At 64.7% G+C, this 15483-nt stretch carries 12 protein-coding genes; 5 read left to right on the forward strand and 7 right to left on the reverse strand.

The features are described from left to right. Window positions 1-11 precede the first annotated feature (11 nt). Window positions 12-947, reverse strand: coding sequence for an AEC family transporter (locus tag CWS35_RS22445; protein WP_024581506.1), 936 nt, complete (start codon window positions 945-947; stop codon window positions 12-14). Between the two features lie 115 nt (window positions 948-1062). Here CWS35_RS22445 and CWS35_RS22450 point away from each other — a divergent pair, with 115 nt between their 5' ends. Further along, window positions 1063-1956, forward strand: coding sequence for a LysR family transcriptional regulator (locus CWS35_RS22450; RefSeq protein WP_244442214.1), 894 nt, complete (start codon window positions 1063-1065; stop codon window positions 1954-1956). Here the strand turns inward: CWS35_RS22450 and CWS35_RS22455 are convergent. The 3 genes from CWS35_RS22455 to CWS35_RS22465 form a co-directional block, all read right to left on the reverse strand. Next, window positions 1917-3221 carry an SLC13 family permease gene (locus tag CWS35_RS22455; protein WP_100953816.1) on the reverse strand — a complete coding sequence of 435 codons (1305 nt, stop codon included), beginning with the start codon at window positions 3219-3221 and terminating at the stop codon, window positions 1917-1919. The genes CWS35_RS22450 and CWS35_RS22455 overlap by 40 nt on opposite strands. Window positions 3222-3365: 144 nt before the next feature. Continuing rightward, entirely contained in the window at window positions 3366-3758 is a 393-nt protein-coding gene (locus tag CWS35_RS22460) for a VOC family protein (RefSeq protein ID WP_100953818.1), read from the reverse strand. Window positions 3759-4158: 400 nt separating this feature from the next. Beyond that, window positions 4159-5058, reverse strand: coding sequence for a LysR family transcriptional regulator (locus tag CWS35_RS22465; protein WP_100956600.1), 900 nt, complete (start codon window positions 5056-5058; stop codon window positions 4159-4161). Window positions 5059-5162: 104 nt separating this feature from the next. On the opposite strand from CWS35_RS22465, the gene CWS35_RS22470 reads away from it, so the two are divergent. Then, a complete protein-coding gene (locus CWS35_RS22470) occupies window positions 5163-6152 on the forward strand; it encodes a zinc-dependent alcohol dehydrogenase family protein (RefSeq protein WP_100956602.1) in 990 nt (329 codons plus the stop codon). A gap of 98 nt (window positions 6153-6250) precedes the next feature. Here the strand turns inward: CWS35_RS22470 and CWS35_RS22475 are convergent, their stop codons facing one another. After that, window positions 6251-7723 (reverse strand): YdiU family protein, encoded by a 1473-nt coding sequence (locus tag CWS35_RS22475; protein ID WP_024581511.1) that lies wholly within the window; start codon window positions 7721-7723, stop codon window positions 6251-6253. Window positions 7724-7918: 195 nt separating this feature from the next. On the opposite strand from CWS35_RS22475, the gene aspS reads away from it, so the two are divergent. Together aspS and CWS35_RS22485 are read left to right on the forward strand one after the other, a co-directional pair. After that, window positions 7919-9691, forward strand: coding sequence for an aspartate--tRNA ligase (gene aspS / locus CWS35_RS22480; RefSeq protein ID WP_024581512.1), 1773 nt, complete (start codon window positions 7919-7921; stop codon window positions 9689-9691). 144 nt (window positions 9692-9835) lie between these two features. Next, window positions 9836-10471, forward strand: a complete 636-nt coding sequence (locus CWS35_RS22485) for a response regulator transcription factor (protein ID WP_024581513.1) — start codon at window positions 9836-9838, stop codon at window positions 10469-10471. Here CWS35_RS22485 and CWS35_RS22490 read toward each other — a convergent pair. Then, a complete protein-coding gene (locus CWS35_RS22490) occupies window positions 10464-12269 on the reverse strand; it encodes a hybrid sensor histidine kinase/response regulator (protein WP_168226364.1) in 1806 nt (601 codons plus the stop codon). The two genes, CWS35_RS22485 and CWS35_RS22490, sit on opposite strands and share 8 nt — an antisense overlap. A gap of 282 nt (window positions 12270-12551) precedes the next feature. Here CWS35_RS22490 and CWS35_RS22495 point away from each other — a divergent pair, with 282 nt between their 5' ends. Next, complete coding sequence (locus tag CWS35_RS22495; protein WP_145987268.1) at window positions 12552-13166, forward strand: PEP-CTERM sorting domain-containing protein; 615 nt, start codon at window positions 12552-12554, stop codon at window positions 13164-13166. Between the two features lie 126 nt (window positions 13167-13292). On the opposite strand, the gene CWS35_RS22500 is transcribed toward CWS35_RS22495, so the two are convergent. Further along, entirely contained in the window at window positions 13293-15305 is a 2013-nt protein-coding gene (locus CWS35_RS22500; RefSeq protein WP_100953820.1) for a hypothetical protein, read from the reverse strand. Window positions 15306-15483: the final 178 nt, after the last annotated feature.

A 15483-nucleotide genomic window follows, 5' to 3' on the forward strand; every position in this document is an offset into this window, starting at 1 on the left:
TGGGCGCGATATTATCTGGCCATTGCGAGATACCCGCTGAGGGTCACGACTGACACGACCGTGGAGGCGAGGATGACGTTCGACGTCATGTTGGCCTCGCGCCGGTAGAACTCGGCCAGCATGAACGGGCCGGTGCCGGTCGGCAGTGCGGCGAGCAGCACCGCCGTATGCGTCAGCAGGGGGGAGAGGCCGAACACGGTGGTCGCCATCACCCAGGTGATCGCCGGTTGCAGCACGAGCTTGCAGCCGACCAGCAGCGCCGCCGATCCGATGTCCTGCTCGGCGGCCTCCCGCTTGGTGGCGAGGAACAGGCCGAGCGCGACCAGCGCGCAGGGCGAGGCCGCGCCGCCCAGGAGCTTCAGGAAATTCTCGGCCGGGCCGGGAATGCCGAGGCCAGCGAGCGGAATGATCGCGCCGAGCACGGGTGCGACCAGCAGGGGATTGGCGAGCAGCGAACGGCCGACCTTGACGACGACGTGCCTGCCGCGCCGCTCGGTTTGCAGGCCGGTCTCGATCAGCACGATGGCGATCGCGAACAGGACGCACACCGTCATGATGGTGGCGACGAGCGTCGGCGCCAACGCCTCGCGGCCGAGTGCTGCGACGGCGAGCGGGAAGCCGACGAAGCCGGTATTGCCATAGCCGGCGTTGAGGCCATCGATCGCCGCATCGACCAGATGCCGGCGACGGAGCAGGGCAACGACGATGGTCAGGCAAAACACCAGCGCGGCGCCGATGCCGAACGCCGCGATGAAGCAGGGTTGCCAGACATCGCTCCATTTGGCGTGCGCGATGACGTCGAACAGCAGCGCGGGCAGAGCCAGGTAGACGACGAAGCGGTTCAGTTCGCTCGATGCGGCCGGGCCGACCACGCCGATCCGGCGCGCCAGCCATCCGGCGAAGATGAGGGAGAAGATCGGAAGAACGGCGGCGAGGGTCGCGAGCATAAGGGAAGCCTGAGTGACGAAAACGCTTCAGTCCTACGCTGCGGCTCTGATATCATCCAATACTGATTGAAGCCCCATTTCATACCTTTTCGGTATCATGATCGACATCAGGCAAATGCGCTATTTCGTGGCCGTGGCGGAGACGCTGCATTTCGGCCGCGCCGCCGAGCGGCTGCATATCAGCCAGCCGCCGCTGAGCCGGCAGATCGCAGCGCTGGAGAAGGAGCTCGGCGTCCGTCTGTTCGAGCGGGAGTCCCGCCGCGCGCGCCTCACGCCGGCCGGCCGCCGCTTTCTGGAGGATGCGCGCGCCGTGCTGATGAGCTTCGACCAGGCCTGCCGCAACGCGCGGCTCGCCGAGCGCGGCGAGATCGGCGAGCTTGCGATCGGCTTCATGATGCACGCGGCCTATACCAGCCTGCCGGGCCTGGCGCGGCGCTACATGGCCGACCATCCCCAGGTGCATGTCGAACTGCGCGAGGTGGTGCCCGGCGCGCTCGCCGAGGCGGTGCTGAGCGGACGCTTCGATGCGGCCATCATGTTCAATCCCGGGCCGATCAAGGGGCTCGAGACCCGCATCATCCATCGCGAGCGGATGTGCCTCGCGCTGCATCCAAGTCACCCGCTTGCCAATCGTGCTGTCGTCAACGCCAGGCAACTGAAAGGCCAGCCGCTGATCGCAACACCGACCGAAGCGGCGCCGATGCTGCGCGAGGCGATCGTGCAATATTGCCGCGCCGGCGGCTTCGAGCCGACCATTCGGCTCGAGGTCGAATTGCAACAGACCATCGTCAGCCTGGTCGCGGAAAATCTCGGCATCGCGCTGGTGCCGGAATCGATGGGCAAGCTCGGCATCGATAATCTGGTGCAGCGCGATTTGCAGGCGGCACCGGCGATCGAGCATGTGATCGCCTGGCGGCCGGGCAATCTCAATCCCGCGTTGCGGCCATTCCTGGAGGAGGCGCGGGCGGCTCAGCCGATCCAGCCGAGCAGCCGGAACCAGATCAGATAAAGCGGCGCCAGCACCACGAACGAGATCAGCCCGACGATCAGGCACATCTTGACCGCCGCGCTGGTCGGCACCCGCGCCATGCCGGCGGCAACGACGATCGGCGCGGCCTGGTACGGCAGCAGCGGCGTCGCATAGGCGAACACCTGCGACATCAGCACGGTCGGCAGGCTCAGGCCGGTGTGCGCGGCGAGCGAGGCGGCAAGCGGCGTGAACACCGCGGGCACGCCGTTGGCGGTGACGACGAAATTGAGCAGGCTGGCGAGTCCGATCATCGAGGCGAAATCCGACGCCGGCCGCGCCGGGTCGAGCGGCAGATGCGGAATGATCAGATCGCCGATCGCGGTGCCGAGCCCGGACCACGCGACGACTGCGGCAAGCCCGAGAATGCCGCCGAGATAGATGCAGGTGCGAACATTGACGCCGGCGGCGAATTCCTCGCCATTGAGGAAGCCGATGCGCGGCAGGAGGCACAGACACGCCGACACCAGCCCGACCCAGGCCGGGCGGATGCCGTGCAGGCTGTCCGTCATCCAGAAGGCGAGCGTGGCAAGCAGGATGATCGAGAGCCGCCATTCGGCCGCGCTCATCGGCGTGGCTTCAGCGTGATCTTCGATCGGCTTCGGCGAGGCAGGAAACAGCCACACCAGGCAACCCACCAGCACGACGCCCTTGAGAATGCCGATCACGGGCGCATGCAGCACCAGATACGACATGTAGTCGAAATGCACGCCATAGGCGCGCTCGGCGGCGCCGGTCATGATCAGGTTCGGCACATTGGCCGGCAGGATCGAGGCCGAGAGCTGATAGGTGCCGAAGCCCACCGCGAGCGCGAGCGCATAGCGGCCGCGCGATCCCTCGGCGAGGCCGGCGCGATCGGCCAGCGCCAGGATGATCGGCATCAGCAGCGCGATGCGGCCCATGTTCGAGGGCATCACGAAGGCCAGCGCATAGGTCAGCAGGACGACGCCACCCACCATCCGGAACCAGGACCCGGTGAGATGCGCGGCAAGGCCACGCGCGATCCGGTCGGCCAGCCCGACCTTGCGGATCGCGCTGCCGATCACGAAGCCGCCCAGCACCAGCCAGAACGCCTCCGACTGGAAGCCGGAGAACAGCACGTCCGGCGGCGCCGCGTGGAACACGGCCACCGCCGCGAAGAACAGCAACGCCGTGAGGTATTCGGGCAGCAGGCTGGTCGCCCACAGCAGGATGGCGATCGCGGCAAACCAGCCGGGATGGATCAGGGACGTCGCGGTCTCGGGCATGTCTGGGAATCAGGTGCAACAAGGACGGACCGCGACCATAGCACCGCGGAACGTGGTTGCGTGGCCGTGAACGAACAGGGCTGAGGTGTGTGGAGGGAAGGGCGAACGACGTTGCGTGGAGGCGCCGGAGCGCCGGATGCGGGGTTATGCAACACGCCGATGGCAGACCGCTTCGATGCGGTTGCCGTCCGGGTCGCTTAGAAAGGCGCCATAGTAGTGTGGATGATATTCGGGACGCAGGCCCGGCGCGCCGTCGTCTGATCCGCCTGCCGAAAGCCCGGCATGCCAAAAGGCGTCAACCTGCACCCTGAGCCGCGCCTTGAAGCACCAATGCCGTCCATAGGCTGCTTCGGGCATGGGTCCAGGACGTATCAGCAAATAGGTCAGATCCGGATGGTCTGCGTCACAGCGCTCGCCGTAGCTGATCCATGTGTCGCCACTGCTCATCTTGGTAACGCCGAGCGCGGCCATCACGGCATCGTAGAAGGGCTCGGAGGCGCGTATGTTCGACACGGTGATGGAGACGTGGTCCAGCATGAACGATCTCCTCGATTGACGACGCTAGCGCATGATCCGGAAACGCGCGGAGCGGTTTTCCGAAAAGATGATACTCAAACAAGGAGCAGCGCGCCTCTCTATCACGGATCGATCCCCGCCGCCGTCGCGACGAGCCGGCGCCTCACTCGCAGCGCAGGTTCTTCGACGGCCGTCGCGCGGCGGGCATCGCCAGCACGACGAGGCAAAGCGCGATCATCGCCAATCCCATAAATTCGAATGCAAACGCGTCCACGGGCCGATCTCCCCCATTAGAAACAATTAGACTTGTTGGGGGAGCGTTGACGCGCTGTTAAGCCTTATGGTTACCGGCGCTAGCCTCCCGGCATGGTGGAGAGTGAGTTAACGCTCACGATGGCATCTCGAGCGCAAAGCGAGTTCGCTATGCCACGAGCTTGGGCAGCGCGGCGGCGAGCGTGTCTACCGCAAGCCGGACCTTGAGCGGCAGTCGCGGCGTCGGCAGCCACAGCGCATGGCAGTCGTAGGGCAGTTCGCCTTCTTCGCCGAGAACGCGGATCAGCGCGCCGTTGTCGAGGCGTTCGCGCACCAGCCAGGATGGCAGCCATGCCAGCCCCATACCGCGCGCCGCGGCGTCGGCGATGGCTTCGAGATCGTCGAATTTGTGGCGGCCTGCCGGCCAGACCTCGTGCGGTGACTGACCGTCGCGCGGGAACAGCCATGGGCGAAGCCGCCCGGAGCGGCGATAGACCAATGCCTGGTGCTGGCCGAGCTCGTCGAGCGTCCGCGGCCTGCCGTAGGCTTTCAAATAGGCGCGCGAGCCGCAGACCACCATGCGCTGGCGCGCGATGCGCCGTGTGATCGCGCCAGATTGTCCATTGAGATCGCCGGTCCTGATCGCAAGGTCGTAGCCGCCTTCCATCAGATCGGCGACCGGATCGCCGAACGACAAATCGAGTTCCAGCGCCGGATATTTCTGCGCCAGCTTGAGCAGCAGCGGCGCCACGCAGTGCCGTCCCAGCAGCGCCGGCATCGTCACCCGCAGCCGCCCCCGCGGCTCGGACAGTTGATCGGCCGCGAGCGCGTCGGCGGCTTCCGCCTCGGCAAGCACCGCGCGGCAGCGCTCGTAATAGGCGTGTCCGAACTCGGTCAGGCTCTGACGTCGCGTGGTGCGATGGATCAGGCGGACGCCGAGCCGCTCCTCGAGGAAGCGGACATGCTTGCCGACCATCGGACCGGACATCCCGAGCGCGTCGGCTGCGGCCGCGAACGAGCCGAGATCGACCGCCCTGAGAAACACGGCCATGCTGGTCAGGCGGTCCATCATTCGAAACTCCCAGTTCTGACTGTTCAGTCTGCGGGATGATTTATCCGCTGAATTTGTCCCGGCATAGCTTCATTCAATTCAACTGTTTTGGAGTGTTGCCGATGGCACGTGTCGTTCGTTTTCACCAATTTGGTGGTCCCGAGGTGCTGCGGATCGAGGATGTGGCGATCGCGCCGGCTGCGCGCGGCGAGGTCCGGATCCGGATCAAGGCGCTCGGGTTGAACCGCGCCGAGGCCCTGATGCGCAGCGGGACCTATATCGAGACGCCGGTGCTGCCGTCCGGCCTTGGCCTGGAGGCCGCCGGAATTGTCGAAGCGGTCGGCGAGGGCGTCGTCGATTTCGCGCCAGGGGATGCCGTCAGCATCGTGCCGCCGATCTCGATGGCGCGGTGGCCGGCCTATGCCGAGCTCGCGACGTTCCCGGCCGAACTGGTGGTCAGGCATCCGTCAGAGCTGGGCTTTCAGCAGGCGGCCGCTGTCTGGATGCAATACCTCACGGCATACGGCGCCTTGATCGATATCGCGAAACTCGGTCGCGGCGAGTTCGCCGTCGTCACGGCGGCATCGAGCAGCGTCGGGCTCGCCGCGATCCAGATCGCCAATCGCGTTGGTGCGATCCCGATTGCGGTCACGCGCACCTCGGCGAAGGCGCGAGCGCTGCGCGACGCCGGCGCCGCGCATGTGATCGCATCCGCGGAGGAGGACCTGCAATCGAGGCTGGAGCAGATCGCGGGGCCGGACGGCGTGCGCGTGGTGCTCGATCCGGTCGGCGGTCCCGTCTTCGTGCCGCTCACGGCGGCAATGGCACACGGCGGCATTCTGATCGAATATGGCGGGCTCAGCCCGGAGCCGACGCCGTTTCCGCTGTTCACGGTGCTGAGCAAGAGCCTCATCCTGCGCGGCTACCGCGTGCACGAGATTGTTCAAGATCCCGCGCGGCTCGGCGCGGCCAAGGCGTTCATCCTCGACGGGCTCGGGGATGGTGCGCTGAAGCCGATCATCGCCAGAACATTTCCGTTCGAGGAGATCGTCGAGGCGCACCGGTATCTGGAGTCGAACGCGCAGTTCGGCAAGATCGTGGTGACGGTGTGAGGGATCAGTAGGATGGGTAGAGCGCAGCGAAACCCATCGGTCTCATGCGCAGACGCAATGATGGGTTTCGCTGCGCTCTACCCATCCTACGGTTGCGTTCACGTCCCGCAGAACGTCCGCATCACACGTTGATCGGGCAGCGGCGGGTCGGCATAGGCTGCGAATTGCGGCTGATCCTCGTAGGGTTTTGCCAGCACCGTCACCAGCTCCTCGAACGGCGCGTAATCGTCGTGGTCGACCGCCGCCTGGATCACCGCCTCGATACGGTGGTTGCGCGGAATGAAGGCCGGGTTGACGGCCTGCATTGCGGCCTTGCGCTCGGCCGATGTCTGCGGTTCCAGCGCGAGGCGGGCGCGCCAGCGCGAGGCCCATTCGTCGAAAGCCGCGGGCTCGGTGAACTGGGCGCGGACGTCGGCGGCATCATCGGCCGCGGCATCGCCGAGATGGCGGAAGGTCAGCGTGAAATCGGCCTCGTTCTTGGCCATCGCGTCGAGCAGGTCCTGGATCAGCGCCTCGTCGCCGTCGCGCGCGGTGAACAGTCCGACCTTGGCACGCAAGCCGGCATTATAGGCCGCGGTGAACTTTTCGGGGAATTCGCCGAGGATAGTCTGCGCCTGTTCGATTGCCTTCTCCTGTTCGCTGTCGAACAGCGGCAGCAGGCACTCGGCGAGCCGGGTCAGATTCCACAAGCCGATCCGCGGCTGGTTGGCATAGGCGTAGCGGCCCATCTCGTCGATCGAGGAGAACACCTGCGCCGGATTGTAGGCATCGAGAAAGGCACAGGGACCGTAGTCGATGGTCTCGCCCGAGATCGAGGTGTTGTCGGTGTTCATCACGCCGTGGATGAAGCCGACCAGCAGCCAGCGCGCGATCAGCGCGGCTTGCCGCACGACGACGCCGGCGAGCAGCGCATGGTAAGGCTGGGCGGCATCCTTCAGCTCGGGGTAGTGCCTTACGATGACATGGTCGGCGAGGGCACGCACGCCGTCGGTGTCGCCGCGGGCGGCGAAGAACTGGAAGGTGCCGACGCGGATGTGGCTGGAGGCCACGCGGGTCAGCACCCCGCCCGGCAGCGCGATCTCGCGCTGGACCCGTTCGCCGGTGACGACGGCGGCAAGCGAGCGGGTGGTCGGCACGCCCAATGCATACATCGCCTCGCTGACGATGTACTCGCGCAGGACCGGACCGAGCGCGGCGCGGCCGTCGCCGCGGCGGGAGAACGGGGTCGGGCCAGATCCCTTGAGCTGGATGTCGCGGCGGACGCCGTCCCGGTCGATGACCTCGCCGAGCAGGATCGCGCGGCCGTCGCCGAGCTGGGGCACGAAATTGCCGAACTGGTGGCCGGCATAGGCCATGGCGATCGGGTCGGCGCCGGCGGGCAGCCGCTTGCCGGCGAGGATCTCGGCACCCTCCGGCGTCGCCAGCAGGTCCGGGTCCAGCCCGAGCTGGAGCGCAAGCGGCCGGTTCAGCTTGATCAGCCGGGGCGCGGCCACCGGGGTCGGCGCGACGCGGGCGAAAAAGTTCGCCGGCAGCGCCGAATAGGTGTTCTGGAACGGGAAATGGATGGTCATGTCCAGAAGATAGGCCTGCGGGCAGAATAGGCAAACGATTGGCGGCATCCGCCCGGAAAATCTGCCGTTTGACCCGAAAACCGGGCGTTCCATTGGTTGCCGCACCGGGCCTCGTCGGCTAAACCCTCCGCAACTTCGGACAGGGCATTTGGCCCTGTCGCGATTCGACCCTCCGACATCAGTTTTGGGACTACCATGCATCGCTACCGGTCACACACATGCGGCGCGCTCCGAGAGAGCGATATCGACCAGACGGTCCGGCTTTCAGGCTGGGTCCACCGGGTCCGAGACCATGGCGGCGTGCTGTTCGTCGATCTGCGCGACCATTACGGTATCACCCAGTGCGTCGCCGATCCGGACTCGCCGGCATTCGCCGAGGTCGAGAAGTTCCGCTCGGAGTGGGTGGTGCGGATCGACGGCAAGGTGCGTCGCCGCCCCGCCGGGACAGACAATCCCGAGCTGCCGACCGGCATGATCGAGGTCTACATCAAGGAGATCGAGGTGCTGGGCCCGGCGGCCGAGCTGCCGCTGCCGGTGTTCGGCGAGCAGGAATATCCCGAGGACATCCGGCTGAAGTACCGCTTCCTCGACCTGCGCCGCGACAAGCTGCACCAGAACATCATGACCCGCGGCGCGATCGTCGATTCCATCCGCAGGCGGATGAAGGGGCAGGGCTTCTTCGAATTCCAGACCCCGATCCTGTCGGCGTCCTCGCCGGAGGGCGCGCGCGACTTCCTGGTGCCATCGCGCATCCATCCCGGCAAGTTCTACGCGCTGCCGCAGGCGCCACAGCAGTACAAGCAGCTCCTGATGATGTCGGGCTTCGACCGCTACTTCCAGATCGCGCCGTGCTTCCGCGACGAGGACCCGCGCGCCGACCGCCTGCCGGAGTTCTACCAGCTCGACGTCGAGATGAGCTTCGTCACCCAGGACGACGTGTTCGCGGCGCTGGAGCCGGTCATCACCGGCGTGTTCGAGGAATTCGCCAACGGCAAGCCGGTCACGAAGAACTGGCCGCGGATTCCGTTCGCCGAGGCGGTGCGCAAATACGGCTCCGACAAGCCGGACCTGCGCAACCCCATCGTGATGCAGGAGGTCTCCGAGCATTTCCGCGGCTCCGGCTTCAAGGTGTTCGCGCGGATGCTGGAAGACCCGAAGAACCAGGTCTGGGGAATCCCGGGCAAGGGCGGCGGGTCGCGGGCGTTCTGCGACCGCATGAACTCCTGGGCGCAGGGCGAAGGTCAGCCCGGCCTCGGCTACATCATGTGGCGCGAGGGCGGCGAGGGCGCAGGCCCGCTTGCCAACAACATCGGGCCGGAGCGCACCGCTGCGATCCGCGACCAGCTCGGCCTCAAGGAAGGCGATGCCGCGTTCTTCGTCGCCGGCGACCCCGAGAAATTCTGGAAGTTCGCTGGCCTCGCACGCAACAAGCTCGGCGAGGAGCTGAACCTGATCGACAAGGACCGGTTCGAGTTCGCCTGGATCGTCGACTTCCCGATGTACGAGTATGACGAGGAGAACAAGAAGGTCGACTTCTCGCACAACCCGTTCTCGATGCCGCAGGGCGGCCTGGAGGCGCTGCAATCGCAGGACCCGCTCACGATCAAGGCGTTCCAATACGACATCGCCTGCAACGGCTACGAGATGGCGTCCGGTGGTATCCGTAACCACAAGCCGGAAGCGATGGTGAAGGCGTTCGAGATCGCGGGCTATGGTGAGCAGGAGGTCATCGACCGGTTCGGCGGCATGTACCGTGCGTTCCAGTACGGCGCGCCGCCCCATGGCGGCATGGCGGCCGGTATCGAGCGCATCGCGATGCTGCTGTGTGGCACCAACAACCTGCGCGAGATCTCGCTGTTCCCGATGAATCAGCAGTACGTCGACCTGCTGATGGGCGCGCCGTCGGAGGCAACGCCGAAGCAGCTCAAGGAACTTCACATCCGGCCCAACCCGCCGGCCAAGAGCTAAAGCTCAGAGTGTGATGTTCGTTACGATGGCGAGACATGGTCTCGCCGTCGCCACCGGTGCGGGTTCCACGGCAATGCAGTCCTGCGCGAACGGTTGAAGCCGCGGGGATGGCAACTATTCGCTGTAGCGGATAGACTCTCTCGAATGAAGGTGCTGGTTGTCGACGATCATTCGATTGTAAGGGATGGGTTGGCTGCATTGCTCGAGCAGGTCAGCCCCGAATTTGAAGTTTTTCAGGCTGGAGACGCAGAGGAGGGTCTCCAGTTGCTGGATCAGGTCGGTGATTTCGATCTGGTCATCCTCGACCTCTTCATCCCCGGCGTAGATGGCTTTGAGGCGATTTCCGCGTTCGGTCTCAAGCGACCCGAACTCCCTGTCATCGTCTTGTCATCGTCCGAAGATTCCGACGACGTCCGCAGGGCACTGGCAAGCGGGGCGCTCGGTTACGTTCCGAAGTCGGCCAGCCAGCATGTGCTGCTGTCGGCCATCAAGCTCGTCATGAACGGCGACCTGTACGTTCCGCCGCTCGTTCTGTCGAAAAGTTCCGACAGCAATTCTCAAACGGGCGACCTGCCGAAAGCCAACGGCAAATTGCTGACGCCGCGGCAACGTGAAGTGCTGATCCTGCTCTGTGAAGGCAATCCCAACAAGGCGATCGCGGCAAAGCTCAATCTCTCGGAGAAGACCGTCAAGACCCACATCTCGCTGATCTACAAGGCGCTGAACGTCGCCAACCGCATGCAGGCATCGAAGGCCGCGCGCGAGACCGGGCTCATTTGATCGCCGTGAGCGGGGCGGGCGCGCCGCCGCCGGCCTGATCGGACACACGCATCGAGTTGACCATTGCAGCCCTGAGCTTGCTGTTGTGGACCGGCTTGTGCAGCATCACCAAACCGCTGGCCTGGGCTTCGATCAATCGGTGTTCGGCGGTGTCGCCGGTAATCAGGATGGCGGGGACTGGCTGCCTGCATGCAACTTGCAGCAAGCGAATGACCTCGATGCCGTTCTCATCGCCGCGCAAGCGATAATCGCAAATGATGATGCGCGGCGATATCTTGTCGCGGGACAGCGCCGCCAGTGCTTCGCTGCCTGACGACGCGGCGAGAACGCGATAGCCCCAACCTGTCAGCAGTGCATCCATCGCTTCGAGCACGGCGACTTCGTCGTCGATCACCAGAACCCAGGCGCCTTCGGCGACGACATGAGAGGTCTCGGCGACTGCGAGCAGCGAACTCGGAACCAGGTTGGTCGAGGGCAAGCAAATGCTGAAGCAGGAGCCACGGCCGACTTGCGAACGCAGATTGAGCTCGCAGTCCAGCAACTCGCTCAGGCGGCGCACGATGGCGAGGCCGAGGCCCAATCCCCTGGTGCGGTCCCGTTCCGGATTCCGCAGCTGGACATACTCCTGGAAAATCTTTTGCCGGTTCTCCGGCGGAATTCCCGTCCCGGTATCCCAGACCTCGATCCGCATCGTCTTGCCGCGTTTCCGACATCCGACCACAACGCGACCTTGATCGGAATGCCGCACCGCATTCGAGATCAGGTTGCGCAGGATGCGTTCCACGAGCAGCGGATCGGAATGAACGACCGCGCTGGTGGTGTGTTGGTGAATGACGATGGTTTTCTCGGCGGCCTCGTCGGCAAAGTCCAGGCAGATGCGGTGGAGCAGGGGCTGCAACGCGAAGGATTGTCGCCGCACTTCGACGACACCGGCATCGAGCCGGGAAATGTCGAGGATGGCGCTGAACAGGTCCCCCATGGCCGAAGTCGACAGCTCCATCCGGTCGAGGATACGCAGCGCCGGCGTCGGAAGTCCCGACACCGCGCGCAATGCGCTGACAAACAGACCGAGCGCGTGAACCGGCTGGCGCAGATCATGGCTTGCAGCCGCGAGGAATTGCGATTTTGCCAGGCTGGCCTGCTCCGCCACTTCCTTCTGCTTCTGCAGATCCCGCGCAAGTTCGCTGGCCTTGATCCGAAGATTCACCAGCTCGTTGAAGCCGCGGTTGGCGCGAACGCCGAGCACGCCCATGCCGATCACGTAGATGATCATGAGCAGGACCATCATCGTGGCTTCGGGGAAGGCCGTTCTGGATTCGAGGCCCCATACCAGGCAGGGGATGGTGGTTGGAAGGAAGAGCGAGAAAAAGGCCGGCAAATAGGAGCTGAACGCCGGGATTGCGCCGGCCGCCACGCTGAGCGAGACGATCAGGACCACCATCTCGGAGGCGAACCGGCCGCTGTTTCCCGCAAGTGAGACGGACGCCCAGCCCCAGCCGATGCCCTCCGCCAGGCTGATGACGACGAACCAGTTTGCCCAGAGCTGCCAGCGCGACGCGTCCGGCCTTGCGCGGTCGTAGAAGATGCGCAGCGTGATATGCGCAGCCGCGCACGCTACGATATAGAGCGCCCAGGCAATGCCGACGCCTTGCTGCAGGACGCCAAGATCGATCAGGGCGCCGACCAGAACAATCGCTGCTGCGGCGGCGGCAACGACGCCTGGCACCACATTCTGAAACAGCGCCGCGACCTGCTCCGAGTGAAGCTCGATCGTCGGTGGGGGGGCCTGGTCAGACAAGGCTGTCATGCTCTCCACTCGGAGGCGGGATTTGTTGCCGCGCTATTCATACCAGCGATTTCAACCGCCGGGTTCCACATCAAGCGGGACTTAGGTCCTAGGTCCTTCGGCGCAGCGGCCGGACCCTTGCCCGATTGACCGGAGCTGTGTCGTCAAGCTCTTCTGACGTCCGATCGGGCGGATTTTGCCCGGCAACCAGTTTGCTCTGAGATCGTCGGACATCTGGGCGGTTCGACCAATTGACATGAACTGAATGCCCAGTTTTTACAGGGATCAAGTGTCATGAAACTAAAAACACTTTTGTTCGGTGCCGCGCTGCTCGCGTCAACGACGTTGACCGCGAACGCTGCGACCGTCACCGAAACCTACAGCTTTTCGCTCACCGGCTTCGTCGACATTCAAGGCAACACGACGGCGCCGTCAAATCTGGTGACCGGTTCGTTCACCGTCACCTTCGATCCGACACAGAACTACACCAACGACACGACCGACATCCACGTCAATTCCTTCAGCGGCGTCACCGTCGATTCTCCATTTGGATTCAGCTACGATGCAACCAGCAAACTGTTCGGGTTCGGCGGAACCTATGGCGGGACGAATCTGGTCTATGACGGGACCAACGATATCGTCATCAGCTACAATTTGAGCAACCTCGCCGATCCGACATTCGTTCCGTGCAGCACCCCGGGATACACCTGCGGCAAGTACACCGGCAGCAGCGCGGTCGAGGCGTCGGGATACACCACCGTGGCAAGTGGCACGGCCTATTTCTACGGCGCCCAGAGCACCATCACGGCGGGAGTCCCCGAGGCCTCCACCTGGGCGATGATGATCGCCGGCTTCTGCGGGCTTGGCTTCATGGCCTATCGCAAGCGGACCACGGTGCGCTTCGCCTGACCGCGATCGTGCCGCTTGACCGGGAGGCCGCCTTCGGGCGGCCTCTTTGTCTTTAGCGCAATCGCCGGTCGATCGCGCCGTCTCGAACGTGATGTTTTCTCCCCAAAGAACGGGGAGCGAAGGCGATCACAGCCCGGTCGAGGCCTCGATCCGGAATTGCGCCAGTGCCGATTGCGGATCGGTCTTGAGCAGTTGCATCAGTTGCAGCGCCGGCGCCTTGGCGCGCGGGGTCAGCTTGATCAGCAGCGTCTGTCCCGGCGTCTCGACGAACTGGCTGACGGCGGTGACGAGGGCGGCGATATCGGGATTGCTCCCGCCGATCGCGTCGCCCTGCGCCTTGATGCTGTCAAGGACAGCGCGACGCGCATCGTCGCGGCCGATGTTCTGGCTGCGCGCATATCGGGCGATCGCGAGATCGAGGACGCCGAGGTCGTGGACAGCAAGTTCGATCGTGCCGGCCTCGACCTGCGCGACCGCGCCCATGGCCTCGGCGACGTTGGCCGAAAACGCGTCGCGGGGGACGTTGGCGAGCGAGATCTTTGCCGACGCATTGAGCAGGCCCGCCATGTCGAGCTTGAGGGGTTCGAGCGCCAGAGAGCGCGACGCCTCGGTCCATGCGGCGCCGAGATCGGCATCGATGGCCATCCGATCGATCCCGGCGGCCACGAGCGCTTGTTGCCGCGGATCGGCTGCATCCAGCGGCGCCGCCATCTTGGCGATCAGCCGCAGCTTGCTCGGGATCGATCCGACGAACTGCCCCCAGTCGAGGCTGAAGACGTCGATGTTGACGGGCTTGCCGGTGGCCTTGTACGGCGAGGCGACACCCTTGACCTCGATCCCCTCGATCAGCGGCAACAGCGCCAGCAACTGTTCGGGCGCAGGCTTCTGCCCGGCGAATTGCGCCGATAGCCGCATGAGGTTGACGACGTCGAGCGACTTCAGCGCGAGGCGTCCGACCTTGACGGGACCGTTCGGCGCGCGGGCATCGAGGCCCTCGACCGCAAGCTCGCCGATCTTGCCATGCTCGAAGTTGAACTGCATCGAAGCCAGCTTGAGCGGCCCCTGCGGCGTCTCAAACGAGAGCCCGTGCATCTCGGCATTGCCCACGGCAAAACCCGAATAGAGGCCGGCGACCTTTTCCAGCAATTGGCGTGCCTCGGCGGACGACGGCGGCGCGCTGCCCGGCGGCGGGATCATCGCCATCAGCGCCGGCAGTTGCATCCGGGACGGGTTGATCCTGGCGTCGTCGGCGGTCACGCCCTCGATCCGCATGTTCAGGCCGGGGGTGGATGTGCTGGCGTCAGGCGTCACGGTGATCACATAGGGACCAGCCGAAAGATGTCCCTGAATCCGATAATCCCTGTCGTCGTTGGCCTTGGCCGGGTCGAACATCGCAGCCATCGCGCCGACATCGATATCGGTCGCGACGATATTGGCAACGTCGCCGGTCATCTTGATCGGCTTGGCTGCGGCCTGCTGGTTGATTGCGAACGTCACCTTGTCCGTCTTGCTCGACCCGATCTTTCCGTCTTTGATGCTTTCGATGGCAAGGCCGGAATAGTCGAACGTGCCACCGGCATTGTCGCCGACATGCGCGGCCGCACTGAACGTGAGCGTTCCAGTCAATTTGGGTACGGCGACCGATGCGGCGTTGATGCTCGCGAGCTGGGTGAATGCAAACCGATACAGCTCGAAGATCGATGACGAGGCCGGGAGCTGGGGCAGGCCAGTGGGACCGGAATAGTCCTTTACCGTGATCTGCGGCGCCTTGTAGGTGAGGGAGGCGATCGTCGGGGTCAGTCCCGTTACACCGACCTCGATGTCGCCGAACTCGACCTTGTCGGCGGAAAACCGCGCCGGGTCGAGTTGACCGAGGCCCGAGGCCGTGAAGCGGGCGATCTTGACGCTGGCCGGGGATTGTGCACCCGATTCAGCGACAATGTCGGAAATCGTCAAGGTGCGGCTCTTGACGTCGAATGCGATCTTGCCGTGGCTCGCCTTGGCGCCGGCGGCGCGAAGCTGCTCGAAGGCGGCCTCGACCTCGCGCGTCACCCGGCGCTGGGCGTAGAAGTCGAAACCGAAATAGCCGGCCGCCGCCACCAAGGCAACGGCGATCAGGCCGAGCAGAATTTTCTTCATTCGGTCAACTCCGGATCACCAAGGGAAAGAAATTGCCAATCCGCGGTCGGAAAGTGCAGCATCCTTGAACGGGCCGTCCGGGCCTGTTGACGGGGACATTATCGGATGTTGCATCCAAGCGGCGGGACATGCTTCACATCCGGCTCGATTTGCCGGACAACTGACTTTCGCCTGGATT

The organism is Bradyrhizobium sp. SK17 (assembly GCF_002831585.1).
Taxonomy (GTDB): Bacteria; Pseudomonadota; Alphaproteobacteria; order Rhizobiales; family Xanthobacteraceae; genus Bradyrhizobium.

Coding starts and splice junctions, on each gene's coding strand:
- CWS35_RS22460 (WP_100953818.1), bottom strand. CDS start 3,758: ATGCTGGACCACGTCTCCATCACCGTGTCGAACATACGCGCCTCCGAG.
- CWS35_RS22475 (WP_024581511.1), bottom strand. CDS start 7,723: ATGACCATCCATTTCCCGTTCCAGAACACCTATTCGGCGCTGCCGGCG.
- CWS35_RS22485 (WP_024581513.1), top strand. CDS start 9,836: ATGAAGGTGCTGGTTGTCGACGATCATTCGATTGTAAGGGATGGGTTG.
- CWS35_RS22500 (WP_100953820.1), bottom strand. CDS start 15,305: ATGAAGAAAATTCTGCTCGGCCTGATCGCCGTTGCCTTGGTGGCGGCG.
- CWS35_RS22495 (WP_145987268.1), top strand. CDS start 12,552: ATGAAACTAAAAACACTTTTGTTCGGTGCCGCGCTGCTCGCGTCAACG.
- CWS35_RS22465 (WP_100956600.1), bottom strand. CDS start 5,058: ATGGACCGCCTGACCAGCATGGCCGTGTTTCTCAGGGCGGTCGATCTC.
- CWS35_RS22455 (WP_100953816.1), bottom strand. CDS start 3,221: ATGCCCGAGACCGCGACGTCCCTGATCCATCCCGGCTGGTTTGCCGCG.
- CWS35_RS22445 (WP_024581506.1), bottom strand. CDS start 947: ATGCTCGCGACCCTCGCCGCCGTTCTTCCGATCTTCTCCCTCATCTTC.
- CWS35_RS22470 (WP_100956602.1), top strand. CDS start 5,163: ATGGCACGTGTCGTTCGTTTTCACCAATTTGGTGGTCCCGAGGTGCTG.
- aspS (WP_024581512.1), top strand. CDS start 7,919: ATGCATCGCTACCGGTCACACACATGCGGCGCGCTCCGAGAGAGCGAT.
- CWS35_RS22450 (WP_244442214.1), top strand. CDS start 1,063: ATGCGCTATTTCGTGGCCGTGGCGGAGACGCTGCATTTCGGCCGCGCC.